15 protein-coding genes and 1 pseudogene are annotated in these 13,964 nt (G+C 43.8%); 14 read left to right on the top strand and 2 right to left on the bottom strand.

Annotation, left to right across the window (positions count from 1 at the left end; all coding sequences use genetic code 11):
* Window positions 1-139 precede the first annotated feature (139 nt).
* Window positions 140-799 (bottom strand): LexA family transcriptional regulator, encoded by a 660-nt coding sequence (locus tag CKQ84_RS21785; protein WP_254053146.1) that lies wholly within the window; start codon window positions 797-799, stop codon window positions 140-142.
* 118 nt (window positions 800-917) lie between these two features.
* On the opposite strand from CKQ84_RS21785, the gene CKQ84_RS21780 reads away from it, so the two are divergent.
* From CKQ84_RS21780 to CKQ84_RS21765, 4 genes are all read left to right on the top strand, one after another.
* Window positions 918-1,151 (top strand): helix-turn-helix transcriptional regulator, encoded by a 234-nt coding sequence (locus tag CKQ84_RS21780; protein WP_105252726.1) that lies wholly within the window; start codon window positions 918-920, stop codon window positions 1,149-1,151.
* 184 nt (window positions 1,152-1,335) lie between these two features.
* Entirely contained in the window at window positions 1,336-1,959 is a 624-nt protein-coding gene (locus CKQ84_RS21775) for a hypothetical protein (protein ID WP_105252725.1), read from the top strand.
* 5 nt (window positions 1,960-1,964) lie between these two features.
* A complete protein-coding gene (locus tag CKQ84_RS21770) occupies window positions 1,965-2,291 on the top strand; it encodes a hypothetical protein (RefSeq protein ID WP_006083868.1) in 327 nt (108 codons plus the stop codon).
* Between the two features lie 162 nt (window positions 2,292-2,453).
* Window positions 2,454-3,191: a hypothetical protein gene (locus CKQ84_RS21765; protein ID WP_105252724.1), complete on the top strand. Its 738-nt coding sequence runs from the start codon at window positions 2,454-2,456 to the stop codon at window positions 3,189-3,191.
* A gap of 150 nt (window positions 3,192-3,341) precedes the next feature.
* Here CKQ84_RS21765 and CKQ84_RS21760 read toward each other — a convergent pair whose 3' ends face one another.
* Entirely contained in the window at window positions 3,342-3,605 is a 264-nt protein-coding gene (locus tag CKQ84_RS21760; protein ID WP_105252723.1) for a hypothetical protein, read from the bottom strand.
* Window positions 3,606-3,765: 160 nt separating this feature from the next.
* Here CKQ84_RS21760 and CKQ84_RS21755 point away from each other — a divergent pair, with 160 nt between their 5' ends.
* The 10 genes and pseudogenes from CKQ84_RS21755 to CKQ84_RS21710 all read left to right on the top strand — a co-directional run bounded on the left by CKQ84_RS21755 (window position 3,766) and on the right by CKQ84_RS21710 (window position 13,949).
* Window positions 3,766-4,623 carry a helix-turn-helix domain-containing protein gene (locus tag CKQ84_RS21755; RefSeq protein ID WP_105252245.1) on the top strand — a complete coding sequence of 286 codons (858 nt, stop codon included), beginning with the start codon at window positions 3,766-3,768 and terminating at the stop codon, window positions 4,621-4,623.
* Window positions 4,620-5,303 carry a replication protein P gene (locus tag CKQ84_RS21750; protein ID WP_105252246.1) on the top strand — a complete coding sequence of 228 codons (684 nt, stop codon included), beginning with the start codon at window positions 4,620-4,622 and terminating at the stop codon, window positions 5,301-5,303. The genes CKQ84_RS21755 and CKQ84_RS21750 overlap by 4 nt, the downstream gene beginning before the upstream one ends.
* Complete coding sequence (locus tag CKQ84_RS21745) at window positions 5,293-5,517, top strand: hypothetical protein (protein WP_006082025.1); 225 nt, start codon at window positions 5,293-5,295, stop codon at window positions 5,515-5,517. The genes CKQ84_RS21750 and CKQ84_RS21745 overlap by 11 nt, the downstream gene beginning before the upstream one ends.
* Window positions 5,518-6,736: pseudogene (locus CKQ84_RS21740) on the top strand (tyrosine-type recombinase/integrase).
* 60 nt (window positions 6,737-6,796) lie between these two features.
* A complete protein-coding gene (locus tag CKQ84_RS21735; RefSeq protein ID WP_006082023.1) occupies window positions 6,797-7,012 on the top strand; it encodes a helix-turn-helix transcriptional regulator in 216 nt (71 codons plus the stop codon).
* On the top strand, window positions 7,002-7,358 hold the full coding sequence (locus CKQ84_RS21730; RefSeq protein ID WP_105252722.1) for a hypothetical protein: 357 nt from the start codon (window positions 7,002-7,004) through the stop codon (window positions 7,356-7,358). The genes CKQ84_RS21735 and CKQ84_RS21730 overlap by 11 nt, the downstream gene beginning before the upstream one ends.
* Window positions 7,359-8,091: 733 nt before the next feature.
* Window positions 8,092-9,732 (top strand): methyl-accepting chemotaxis protein, encoded by a 1,641-nt coding sequence (locus CKQ84_RS21725; protein WP_105252721.1) that lies wholly within the window; start codon window positions 8,092-8,094, stop codon window positions 9,730-9,732.
* 1,028 nt (window positions 9,733-10,760) lie between these two features.
* A complete protein-coding gene (locus tag CKQ84_RS21720; RefSeq protein WP_028759663.1) occupies window positions 10,761-11,495 on the top strand; it encodes a flagellar motor protein in 735 nt (244 codons plus the stop codon).
* 4 nt (window positions 11,496-11,499) lie between these two features.
* Complete coding sequence (locus CKQ84_RS21715) at window positions 11,500-12,330, top strand: OmpA family protein (protein WP_105252720.1); 831 nt, start codon at window positions 11,500-11,502, stop codon at window positions 12,328-12,330.
* Window positions 12,331-13,148: 818 nt separating this feature from the next.
* Window positions 13,149-13,949 carry an undecaprenyl-diphosphate phosphatase gene (locus CKQ84_RS21710; RefSeq protein WP_105252719.1) on the top strand — a complete coding sequence of 267 codons (801 nt, stop codon included), beginning with the start codon at window positions 13,149-13,151 and terminating at the stop codon, window positions 13,947-13,949.
* Window positions 13,950-13,964 lie beyond the last annotated feature (15 nt).

The following is a 13,964-nucleotide window of genomic DNA, read 5'->3' as shown; positions in this document are numbered from 1 at the left end:
ATGTCAAAAGAATTGTTCAACTTTAGAGCATTTTACAAAGAGGCAAGTCTGGGAAACATGTTTGAGTGTAAATTTTTTGCATATTGTCATATCACTAAATTATAACCAACATTGTTAGTTTTATGTCTTCTGCTAATGCCTAAAAAATTTTAATTTTAGCATCTACAACAACACCAATGATTCTACAGTCTCCATTGATTGGCATCGTCGGGTATGCAGAATTAAGTGGCCTTAGGAATTTCTGACCTGCATCGATCACCAATTTTTTAAACGTTGCTTCATTTACATCAGTCAACTTTGCAACCACAAAAGACCCATTTTGGAAATCTTTCTCTGTATCCACTAAGACAAGCGTCCCTTCTGGAAAACTTGTTCCAGCGGGAGACGTCATAGAATCTCCTTGTACACGTAACCAAAAACATCGATCACTCGTTCGCTCTGTTGTTTCATACCATTCGTCTGTGCTAGACGACATGCATAGTTCTAAAGCCTCAGTCCAAGCTCCAGCCTGCACATAACTAATAACGGGAAATTTTTTCTGGTATGCAATAGGTGATTTCGTGTGGACCACGTTTGAAATCGCTTCATCAGGATATTCTAAAGTCCCATCAGAATGAAGTAAAAGCGAGTCAAGACTGACAGCTTTTAGAATTTTTGCTATTTGGCTTAATGAAGGTTCACGGCGTTTATTCAACCAATGGCCCATTCCTCCCGGAGTTACTTCTATCAACTCTGCGAGCTTTTCTTGGGTCATCCCAATTTCTTTAATTCTGGCTTTAACCAGATCAGTCCAATTCATTTTCATTCCCAAAATGTACATTATGTACAAATACTATCAACGAACAAAATGTACATTCTTGTTGCTTGCTAAATATACATAATGTACATTTGCATAAAGTGTCAATTCTGAGGTGAGCATGCAACAGATTCGAAACATCAGAGAGAGAGCCCGAATTTCCGTAAAAGCTCTCTCTCAAATCATCGGTACGGATGTGTCAACCTTCTATCACTATGAAACAGGGCGAAGAACTCCTGACTTCAATCAATGCTGGAAAATTGTAAACGCACTTAACCGTCTTGGCGCCCAATGTTCATTTGCAGATGTATTTCCAAATCCATTGGATATATCAGCAGATGATAGCGTTGCCTAACTTCTAGGCCGGAATGCGAACCCGATGCCAGTAAGCGTTTTGAAGTATCCACTGTTACGGCTCGCTATTAGCGACTTACATGCATTAGTACGCGAGCCGTGATCCAGTTAGTAAGTAGTGAACATCGGTCCAATTAATTTCTAATCTTCAATAACAGTAAGTTAACAGAGAGAGGCTTATTAGCATGAAAACCAATTCACGTAAAAAAGATAGCCGTTTGAATTTGTTGATGAAAACGATTCATCGGGTGTTGGAGTTACCCAAGATGACGCGCTTTGCACTGGCGATAGATTTTGTTGCGGCAGTTGAACGTCTCGGGCTAAGCGAGGTGTTGGCGGCGGAGGGCATTAGCTTTGCGAGCAGTCAAGACGTGCACAACGATGCGCGGATAAATGCCCAAAAGTTGTTCCGTTGGCTCGGCCAGTACGAGGGCCAACATCCGCAGGCTGATCGCTTGTTTCATGTTGAGCAAGCACTGGTGGCGGCGCTACCTGAGCATTTGCGGGTGCAGTATCTCAACGATGTGTTTGGTTGCACTGGGGTGACGGTAATTGCCGACCGCATGAATGATGGCCATGTGTTGCATGTGGCCGATATGGCGGCATCGCTCACCAAAGAGAACGCCGAGGCGCAAGTGGCGGTGATCCATTTGGGCGATGAGCCGAAGCGCGAGCAGTTAGTGGCGGCGCACCGTGAGTTAAAAGAGTCGGCGGCGACCACGCAAGCCAGCATGGCGGCGTTAGAGCTGGCGTATCCGTATTTAGCGAGTCATGGCGGTAAGGCGGCGCAATTCGCGGCCGAGAAGTGACAGCGATGCCGCAATCGAACCTTAACATCAATGTTATCGCCAGCGCTAAGACTGAGCTGCATCAGCAGTTGATCCGCTTGGGCGACATGATCGGCGACGGTTTGCATTTAGAACCCGATGGCAAATGGATTGCGAAAGAGTATGTAAAAGTGGCGCGGGCGTTAGGTTATCGGCCCAAACGAGCGAATCACAGCGCACAGATTAATGCGGTGATGCTTAAGCGGGTAGCTGATGTGCCGTGTGGCCAGTGCGGTTTGGCTTTAAAGCAAACCAAGTCGGGCTCAAAACGCGCCGTGTGTGCCAATGGGCATAAGTGGCAGTTGTTGAAATGAGTTGTTGGAATGAGCTGTTGAAATGAAAGAAGGAGTGAATGGCATGTTCACAAATCAGTTAAGTGATAACTGGGTGCGTAAAAAACGCCGTTATCAAATTGCCCGCCACAGTTTGGCGACCGATGCGGGCTTGATACCTAAGATAAAGTGGGGAGCATAACGATGTTTGATCCTGAATGTTTAATTTGTTGTTTGGAGGGCGGCGCCGCGTGTTCGGTACATGGGCAAGTTAGCCGTGATGATGGGCCCGCCGTGGCCGCGCTTACCGAGATGGAAACCGCGCAAGTGACGTTACTCATGATGCAAGCAAAGCAGTTAATGCTTAAGGCGATGGCGCTTAAATCTAAGTCGAACATGCCTAATCGCACTGAGCCTAACGTGGCTGAGCTTAGCGCCAATGAGCTTAGCGCGGCAACCTCTGAACGGGCAGCGTTAAGTGGCGTGAACATGGGCAAAGACATTGCCTGTTTTCATGGGCATACCACGGCGGAGTTGTTTAAGCGAACGCAGGTGGGCCGAATGGTTGAGGTGTTAAGGAGCTGCGATGAATTGCAGCATAGTCGCCCCGAGCGTTGGGCGGTTATCGCGACCGACATCGTGGATAAGGCGTTGCTGGGCAGCAACAAGCAGTTGTTGCTGCCGACGGTGAGCATCGATTGGATTATGAATTATCTGCTAATGGAAGAACAACGCGCGGAGCGTTCTATTGCGCTATTGGCTGAGGATGTAGGCGCGGCTGATATGAGTGCAGCTAATGTGAGTGCCATAGCGACTAGCCGTAACGCGCACATTAAACGGCGTGATTTTTTTAGCCAGTTGCGCAGTAACTTGGCGCACAAGGTTTACTTGCTTGGCAGTGAAGGCGAGCGAGCGGAGGGCAACGGGGCGCATTGCAGTTGACCCGTTGCAGTAGACATAAGAAAGCCCGCTGAAGTTTTGGCGACCGATGCGGGCTTAATACCTAAGAGAGGCATTGACATATTACTGAAGCAGAGGGGGGAGGTCAAATTTGGATTTTGCGCTGAGTGGTTAGTGATTCGGCTTGGTGTTTTATTCGAGAAGGAGCTGCTGTTGAGCCGTCTCAAGATTGCAGCAGGAGGCTTCTACATAAGCGAAATATTCAGCTTGAGTGGTTTTGTTGAAGATGAAATAACCGCCTAGTACATCCAGCTGTCCGTAGATGATGTGGCCAATTTCAAAGCTTTTTGGATTGTAAATATCCATGACGCTGATATTGCCATTATCAAGTTTTACTGCAATACGGCCGCAGTTTTGGCTTATTTCAATAACGGTTCCATATGTTTTTTTTGACATGACAAGTTTGGCTCAACTAGCTGTTTTTATTGATTAATTAAGTCATTTGAAGTTTTGGCGACCGATGGGGCTTAATCACTAAGAGAGGTATTTATATGTTAGGCAAGCATTTTTATTTCGTCAATTTTGAGCCGTGGGTTGCTCCGTTTGGGGGTGACTTATGAGTATGGAATTGATGGTAAAAGCGATGAAGGCCAAGGTGGGTAATCCACTGCGCAAGCTGGTGTTGATCAAGCTTGCCGATAACGCCAATGACCAAGGCGAATGCTGGCCGAGTTACGAGTATATTTCGCAGGCTTGCGAGATAAGCGAGCGGTCGGCGATTAACCACATTAATGCGCTGGTTGACGTCGGACTGGTGCGCAAAATTACCCGCAAGAGTGAGCATAAACGCAATACATCCAACCTGTATATTTTGGACTTTTCATCGTGTGTTCTGAGTGATAAACCTGCTCAAACCCTACATTTTACTGAGGGTGCAGCAAATTCACCCTTAGAAAATACTGAGGGTGCAGCATATTCACCCCTAGAAAATATTGGGGGTGCAGCAGATTCACCCCTAGCCAATTTTGAGGGTGCAGCAAATGCACCCATGGGTGCAGGAGATTCACCCTCTGAGGGTGCAGGAGCTGCACCCAGAATCTGTCACTCTTTTGAACCTATCAAAGAATCTTTAAAAGACTCTTGTCCAGCAACGAGTGCTAAGTCGGTTTTCAATGCGTTTTTCAAAGCCTACCCCGCCCATCGCAAAGGCGGCTCGGATTCGGCTGCATGGAAAGCGTGGAAGGCTGAAAAGCTGACCGATGCCGATTGCGTGTTGGCGGTGAGCTGGTTGAAGGACGCTGCGGCGCTGGATGCGAGTTGGGGTTTTAGCGCTAACGGCCAGTTTGTGCTCGGCATTACCAAGTTTATCCGCGAACGCCACTGGTTAACGCCGTTGCCAAGACCGATGGGTACCGCGGTTGGGCAAGTGGATTGGAGCTACGCGGTGTATGACCCAGAGGACCCTTTGATATGACGGCCAACCAAAATGCGAGCATGAAATCACTGCAGACCTTAATCCGCCAGCCGCTGGTTGGGCAAGGGCGTGTGAGCCAACCCGAACCCACGGCAATGGACATGGCGATTGTGGACAGCGTGTTTAGCAAGTTGCGGGTGTTGTTCCCCGTGAGTGCGCCGCGGCCTGAGGACGAAGCAACCCACAAAGCCGAGTGGCTTAAAACCTTGGCGGCGCAGGGAATTGCCAGCCGCGAGCAAGTGCAAGCGGGGTTGAATCGCGCTAGACGCGAGCAGGGCGATAGGCAGTTTTGGCCGACACCGCGCCAGTTTGCTTTGTGGTGCCAACCCACGGCTTGTGATTTGGGGCTGCCCAAGTTGGAAGCCGCGTTTAAGGAGGCTGCGCGCCATTACCATCACCCTGACAAACATACGTGGAGCCATGATGTGGTGCGTTTAGCAGTACGCGAGACGGGCAGTTGGATGTTTGCAACAGGGCTTGAAAAGGACGTGTTGATGACGTTTGAACGCAATTACACAGTGCTGTGTCGGCGCTTTAGCCGTGGCGAGTTGACCGATGTGGAATTGCCAAAGGCACTACCTGAAACGGTGACGCGGCCCACTGAGGCGGCCAAGGCGAAATCAATTATTGCCAATTTACGTGCAAACTTTGGGCTTAAGGGGGCAAACGATGGCAACTAAACCACTGACACAGCGCGAACGCTTGATGCGCATCATCACCGGCAAACGGTTTTGGACCCTGTTTGAAATCCAGCAAGAAAGCTTTAACCGCTTTGGGGTTCACGACAGCGAGACAGCCTTAAGTGCGCGGTTTCGGGATATGCCGATGAACCAGCGGGTAAAGCGGATACGCTCGGGTACCCATCACACCTTTGAATATCGGTTGGAGGGCTAGATGGCGCAGATGGTGATAGCAACAGGCGTGGAGCAAGGCAAGTTAAACGATGCAGTATTGCGCCGTTGGTTGCGGGCAGGGATAACGCGGGACTTTCGGGACTCGCAGTTTCCGGCGGTGCGGTTACGGGCCTCGACCGATAGACGCCAAGCCTCGGTGTATTTAGTGATGAACGAAGCGGGCAAAACCGTGTGGCAAAAACAGGGCGTGTGGCCAGTGATGTGCTTGAAGACTTTTCTAGCGGAATTACCCAGCCTGTTAGCCAAACGCAGCATGGGCCAAACGGTAATCAGCAACGAGTTTGCTACGGTTTCGCAACAGCTGGCGCAGTAACTGTAAATCGTTAGTGAGTAAACATCTCAGCGGCTGCTTTGGTGAGTTACCACTCAATGAGCTGAACTTTATCGCAGTGGACAGTTATTTAATCAAACCCATGTTGGCGCAGGGTTATTCGGCCAATTACATCAAAGCGGCGGTGAAGGTGTTGAAACGAGCGCTATCGGTTGCGGCCGATTTACGGGTGTTAGACACCAATAGCTTGGCGGGGTATCGGGTGCAAATGAGTTTGAAGATGCCGCCTTTGGTAGGTACGCAATTAAGCGAGTCGGACGTGGGCCCGTTATTCAGCGCATTGCGTAATGCAGCAAGACCGGTGGCGATGTTGTTTGTGCTGATGTTGATGTTCGGTACCCGCATTGGTGAAACCCGTTTAGCACGTTGGGACCACTTCGCCGGCGATTACTGGTTTATCCCGGCTGAGAATGCCAAGAACCGCCAAGAGCACCGACTACCCATGACGCCCACAGCCAAGAAGCTGATAACCCATTACGCCCAGTGGCAATACACGCATGTGGGCAAGCGGGCGTTTTTGTTCCCAGGTGAGGTAGGGCCGGTGAGTATTCGCACCGCGCAATATTGGAGTGAAACGATTCGGTTTAAGGCGTTTACCTCCCATGCACTGCGCAAACTGTGCCGCACCATTATTGCCGACATGGGTGTAGACACCATGGTGGGTGAGCGGATTTTGAATCACACCTTGCCATTACTGCTGCGTACTTACGTTAACAGCACCTTAGATAAGGGCATGTTGATGGCGTTAGATGCCTACCATGCGCACTTAATCACACTGGGGTTTGATGATGTGGCGCCCGAGATTATGCGCCAATCGACCACTGAGCCGAGTGAGCCAGACGAGCCAATGTTAGTGGGGTGGTTATGACGATGACAATAACAATATCAATTAGCACAACTGGGTTATGGACTTCACGCAGGAGGATTTATGGCTAATCGCGCCGCGGATGTATTGAAAGTAGGGCGCCGTTTACGGGGCATGACCCAAGACGAAGTGGCTGAGATTTACGGCATTAGCCGCAACACTTATCAACGTTGGGAAAATGGCCGCACTACTGCGCCCTATGACGATGTGACATCGATATGCCTTGATGTGTTTAAGCTTTCGATTGAGAAGATAAATGAGGTGGCCAATGGGCTTTAGCGATGAACCCGAGCAGAGGATGAACATTAAGGCGTTGCGGTTAGGGCTGTATCGCTGGGGCCGTTATTGGGTGTACCAAGAATTGGGCAAGGGGTTTTCGAATCGCAGCGCCTGCGACCGTTTAGGCGAAGCGCTGGGCGGCAACTTAAAGCACGAACTTAACGTGCCTGCCCACGTCGCCCATTTTGACCAGCTCGTTGAGCAGTTATCCCTTAACTGCAAACGCGCCATCCGCGCCCATTACCTCTGCAAAGAGCAATGGGCCCTAATGGGATTTGACAGCAAAAAATCTTACATCTTCTGGCTAAGAAAAGCCGAAATGGCACTGCTAGATAGGATGAATTAGAAGGAACGCCCTCTTGCGAGGGCTGGCGGGTTAGACGGTTGTCCACCAAGACTGCTAACCCGTTGATTGGATTTTATCAAAGGTTTGGACAGATACCTATGCAAAGTAATTAACTATTAAATGATGAAAAGAAATATGCGCTTGCAGAAAGAATAACATATTTGCTTTCATGATTTGACCGTGAGTTTTGTGGCCTGTAGTAAGAAAATAGTAAAATAGGACGTTAAATCAACCAAACTAGATTTTGATTATTTTTTGTAATACTCACATTTTGTTAGTGTTTTATTGTGAGTCGTTCTTCAATTGACAGTATTTGAAATCGTGGATTCATCACTATGGTTCTTGCACTTTACTGTATGAGCATTGCCCGAAAATGCATCAATATTCACATCAATGCCAGTGAAGCTGCACTGGCATGATTTTTCTAAAGGCTTGCTTTACTAAGTAGAAGGGCACTCATTTAGACAGAAATGCTTCATACTTCCCTCAATAGATATTCTGTAATGGAGAAGCCTTTACAAATACCACCTGTAGCCATTATCTAACTTTCCTTGTCTTGAACCTCTATTGCGAATAATGACTGTCATTAATAAAAAATACTAAGCAAATTGTTCATTTTTAAAAGTACAGATCATACTGATACTTTAGGGGATCTTGTATATCGTTCCCTAAGAGCGATATACAAATTTTTCCGTTTGCACCATTCGAAAAAGTATTAGACAGGAGCTAGTTTATGTTTAAAAGCATGACAATAATACAAAAAATGACCACAGTGTTTTTTATCCTTTCTTTACTGGTGTTGGGATTGGCTTGGTTTTCAGTCATTCAACTTGCCAGCTTGCATAGTAATACGACTAAGATTACTGAAAACCTAATCCCTTCTATTCGTGCATCTGCTCAAATGCATGTTGCATTACTTGATGCTCGACGTGCTGAATTAAATATGGTAATTGACGTGATGAAACAGGACTCTGCTGCCCTGGAGATTAGTAAGCAACGCTTTGAGACAGCTAAGCGCGAGTTTGAAATCGCTGACAAGAAATATGCCAAACTAGATTTTGTATCAGAGCAAGACAAACAACAATTTACAGAACTTGGCATCGCTGCAGAAAAATATTTCGCTGCACACTCATCATTGGTGACAGCCATTGAAAAAGGGGACATGGCGAGTGCAAATGTGATGATCAAAACAGTGACCAAACAAACTTTGGAAGAGGCTGGAGAAGAAACTGCGAATTTACGAAATGAAAATGATCGCGCAGCACAGGAGATGGCGATAAGTAGTGAGTCAGCCTATAAAACAGCCAAAATGCTCAGCATTATAGTGGGACTTGGTACAATATTTTTTGTACTAGCGATGGCATTACTGTTAATCCGTCAGATAAAAAATCCCATAATGTTGTTGTTAAAGCAAACTGAACAGGTATCAGCTGGTAACTTGACCAATAAGCTCGACATGAATATGTTTGCCCGTGATGAGTTTGGTCAACTGGCAGATAGCTTTAATGAGATGCAAGATAACTTGCGCATGCTGGTTAGTGAGGTTTCCAACTCTGTAGTGCAACTTAGCTCTGCGGCCGAGGAGATAAGCGCTGTTGCTTTGCAGTCATCCAACAATATGGAAACTCAGCAAAATGAGCTAAACCAGTTAGCCACTGCGATGCATGAGATGCAAGCTACCGTACAAGACGTCGCTCGAAATACCAACGATGCCGCCAATGCAGCGACACAGGCAAGTGGCACTGCGACGCAAGGTAGTGAAACAGTTAATGACTCGATTGTGCGTATTGATAAGGTCGCTGGAGCGATAGAAGCTACCGCGGTAGTGATCCGTAAATTGGGAGATGATAGCCGTAATATTGGGATGGTATTGGAGGTGATACAAGGTATTGCTGAACAAACTAACTTGTTGGCGCTGAACGCGGCCATTGAAGCTGCTAGGGCAGGTGAACAGGGTAGAGGGTTTGCTGTCGTGGCAGATGAGGTGCGAACGCTAGCCAAACGGACACAGGACTCCACTTCTCAAATCAATAGCATCATTTCTGAATTGCAGTTACGGGCTAGTGAAGCTGGGAATACTATGCAACAGAGCCAAGCTATGATGATTGAGACTGTTAACAAAGCTAAAGAGGCCGGAGAATCGATTGCGAAAATCAGCGGTTCAGTGAGCAGTATTTCTCAAATGAATATTCAGATTGCTACCGCGACAGAAGAACAGGGCGCGGTAAGTGAAGAGCTAAACCGTAATGTCGCAAATATTAGCGACGCTTCTGAAGAGGTGGCTACTGGTGCGAAACAGATGGCGATGGCATGTAACGATCTGAATCATTTAGCCACGCAGTTGCAGGATGTTGTGAGGAAATTTCGTATTTAACTAAATTATTTATTTTATATAATAAAGCACTGGCATTATGTCGGTGTTTTTTATGAGCATTAATAAATGAGAAGAGAATCACATTATCTTTAAAAAATTTTATCAGTTTCATGTTTTGTCGTCATGTTGGGTCGTACAATGCGGTCCCATCATGTGACTATCTGAATTTGTCTGGCTAATTGTGCATGAATAGCAGTTTGTTCTAACTCATGCAACACAGTCCTGATTTGTCTTCGGCATTGATAGCTATCTATGGATAATGCATGGTTTTCATCATTTTCCAAATTTGTCTGATATCTTCTAGAAGGTATGTAGTACCGTCATAGGGAATGATGCTTGGATTGGATTTGAAGCAATGCTTATGTTTGGCATTAAGCTTCGTCACGTGCAGTAGTTGGTCGTTGCTTTGTTACTCATAGTGTAAAGTGCCCCAAAGTATTCGTGCGGGGCGCTATTTAGTCAGTCTAGTATTCTAAAATACTCTTTCATTAAAACTTATTCACTTCTTCTTAACCTAACTTCTGTTGTAAAGTTGCATAATTGGGTAAACATATTGATGTTTTGTCTGATTTAGTTAATTGCAGGCTGAGGAGTAAGCAATCTTGACTATTAATAGGACAAGGCTATCAGCACTTAGGTATTAACAATTGTATGGAAAAATCTTTACACAGTATCAAGTCGGTTATGTCCTAGACCCACTCTTTGTTGGGCCTGTATTTGTCATTACTGCTAAAGCTGAAATGGTACGATATTTGCTTTTTTGAAAAATTGCACTGGTTTTATCTACTTGAACTATACTCTGATTGAAAATGCATCTTATATGCTATAAAAGAAATTATTATTTAAATTATTGGTTTTTGTAGTTGTAAAGTTGGATAAGGTAGCTTTGATTTTATATATTTTAAACTAATAAAAGTAGAGTTAACAACTAAGCTACTCATTATAAAGTAAGATAGAATGGTTAATTTATTTCATGTGAAAACAATGTGTTGTATTTTTTTTGTATTTCTAATTTAGGAATGAGATAAATGAGTTTTATTGGTGTATTGGTTGCAATATTATTTATATTAGTTGGAAACCTTATCGAAGGTGGGCATCCTAGTGCCTTACTGGACTTACCAGCATTTATGATTGTTATCGGGGGAACAATAGGTGCAACTGTAGCACAGTTTCCTTTTTCAGTAATTATTGCTTCAATAAAACGCTTTAAGTGGCTCATTTTCCCTTTACGAACTGATTTGGCGGAGCGTGCCGAGTTTTTGGTCGAAATTGCAGGCGATGTGCGAAAAGGTGGTTTACTATCAATTGAAGATAAGATAGACCAAATTAACGATCCTTTTTTACATAAAGGACTTCAATTACTCGTTGATGGTTATGAAAAAGACAATATTGTAGAAATCTTAGAAAAAGAGATTGAATTTGAACAGCACGGTGTAGAACAAACTGTAAAAGTATATGAGGCAATGGGTGGCTATTGTCCTACGATGGGAATTGTTGGTGCTGTATTTGGACTAATTCATGCTATGGGGTTACTTGATGCCCCAGATAAATTAGGTGGTGCGATTGCAGTCGCATTTATTGCAACTATTTATGGCGTTGCTGCGGCTAATATCATCTTCCTGCCATTTGGAAACCGTTACAAAGCGTTTGCACATCAGTTAAGTGTATTTAAAGAGATGACTCTGACTGGAATAATTGGCATTGCAGACGGTGAGTCTCCACAACGTTTACAAGCTCATTTAAATCCATATTTGGAGCACTAACGAGATGAGAAAAAAGAAGGTTGATCCCCCAGAAAATCATGAACGTTGGTTAATTTCTTACGCAGATTTTATGACACTGCTATTTGCCTTATTTGTCGTGTTGTACTCATTTGCGATGAGTGATAAAAATGAAGCAAAGTTTATGGTTGAAGGTCTTATAGATTCATTGGCTAAAATCGGGTTGATATCAACTCCTGCTGTGACTTCATTAGCACCTGGAGGAACGAGTATACTCGAACCCAATACTGTGACATCCGTTGTAGATGCAGAACCAAAGCTTATTGAACTTGCAACAACTGCACCTGCAAGCTCCGAGAGCAATGACAATACGCTAGCAAATGCGAAGAGCAATGACACAATAAAAAAGTATAAAGAAATAATATCCGCTAAGTTAAAAAATGAAATAGAAAATCAAGAAATTGAAATTGATGCTGTGAGTGATAGTCTCATCATTCGAATCGGTGACAACAACACTTTTTTTGCATCGGGCTCTGCTTTTATACAACCTAAATTTGTACCGCTAATTGATAAGATTGCCGAGATTATCGCGTCAGTCCCAGGAAGAATAGTGATAGCCGGACATACTGACGCAACATTGCCAATGGAGATTTATGCTGACAATTGGGACTTATCATCTTTAAGAGCTACTGCAGTCGTTAGAGTAATCACTAAAAACAAGGGCGTAAACCCAAGTAGAATTATTGTTCAGGGCTTAGCTGATACACAACCTCGTTTTAAAAATGATACACCTGAACATCGTCAGAAAAACCGCAGAATAGAAATAATTATAAACCAGGGTAATACCGTTGAAAGCCATATTCCTATACCTGAATAATCATACAAAACTGTCTGACTAACACACTATTTTCTTAATGTTAACGCTCTTTATCTACAGAGAATGGCTTCTGAGTTAAATATAACGAGAATGTGTTTCATTAGCTAAAATTAATATTAAGGCAAACCCTAAGCAATAACACAAAAATAATGCTGAGGCTTATCTGATATAACTACAAATGTAAGCTCTTTTACTTTGCTCATTGCAACAATTCCCGGCTACTGAGCCGATTACTAATAAAAATAGCCAGTTTGGTGGCAAGTGGCATATCCAATTCTATAACGGTCATGGCCGTCGGAATGGACCAGTCATTTATCTATACGTCAGGATGGTGAGAGGAAAACAAAAGTAACGGCTCTCACTATGAGGTGGCATTGCTGATAAAGAGCTAATGCCTACCGCTTTTAGCCCAGAGATTACCTTTTGAAATGAATACCTTCCAAAGTTCAGAAACCTAATAGCTGGTCAGTAAAAGTCAATCTCATTTGCGTTAGTGACATTAAATCCTATAAACGTTTATCAATCTCTTACAGTACAAAAGATTTGAATATGCACATTATAACGAACAAGTCGCAGAAACATTAAGTAGGGAGAAGACACCGAACAAAGTCATCAAACTCGGTAACCTGTTCATCAGCAAGTAGCGCTACCAGCTAACAACTTTTGGTGCAATTGCATTTCGTGAAAAATTCAATAAAAATCGCTTATGAAACAAGAAATTAAATATCATTCACATAATTTAATTAACAGTGAAAAACTGATATTTTATCCACTTATTTAACTATCAAGTTGCTATTTCACACACTTAAAGGCACAAAATGACAGACTGGATTTATTTTCTTAAAGCGTTTCTACTTGGAATTATTGAAGGTATCACTGAATTTTTACCAATTTCAAGTACTGGACATCTTATTTTAATTGGTGATTGGATTAACTTTCCCTCACATGAGGCAAAAGTATTTGAGGTTGTCATTCAATTAGGAGGGATTTTAGCAGTATGTTGGTTATTCCGAATTAAAATTATAACACTAATTAATGGGGTACTAAAGTCCGACCCTGTAGCACAACGATTTGCAGCTATGGTCATGATTGCTTTCTTGCCAGCCGCTATTATAGGGGCATTATTTATTAGCAATATTAAACAGCTTTTATTTAATACAACCGTAGTTGCTTCAACATTAATTATTGGAGGAATTATCATACTTTGGGTTGAAGGACGAAAAAAAACAGTTGAAATAACAAGTATTGAACAGATAGGATTAAAACAAGCTATAGCAATAGGAATAGCACAATGTATTTCAATGATCCCAGGCACATCTAGATCTGGTGCTACTATTATTGGCGGTATGTTATCAGGGGTATCACGGCAAGCTGCAACAGAGTTTTCATTTTTCTTAGCCATACCAACCATGCTAGGTGCCGCAGTATACGATGCATCAAAAAATTATCATTTGCTAAGTATAGATGATATTTGGGCAATAGTTTTTGGATTTATTGCAGCATTTTTCTCGGCAATTATTGTTGTTAATACACTAATTCAATTTGTTGCCAAACATTCATTAAATATTTTTGCATGGTACAGAATTATATTAGGCATAATAATTCTTGTTCTTGCCTGATACAAGTAAGGCTTA

The sequence above is a fragment of the Shewanella sp. WE21 genome, from assembly GCF_002966515.1.
Lineage (GTDB): Bacteria > Pseudomonadota > Gammaproteobacteria > Enterobacterales > Shewanellaceae > Shewanella > Shewanella oncorhynchi.
The sequence above is the reverse complement of the archived record's forward strand: the minus strand, read 5'-3'. Positions and strand labels throughout refer to the sequence as shown.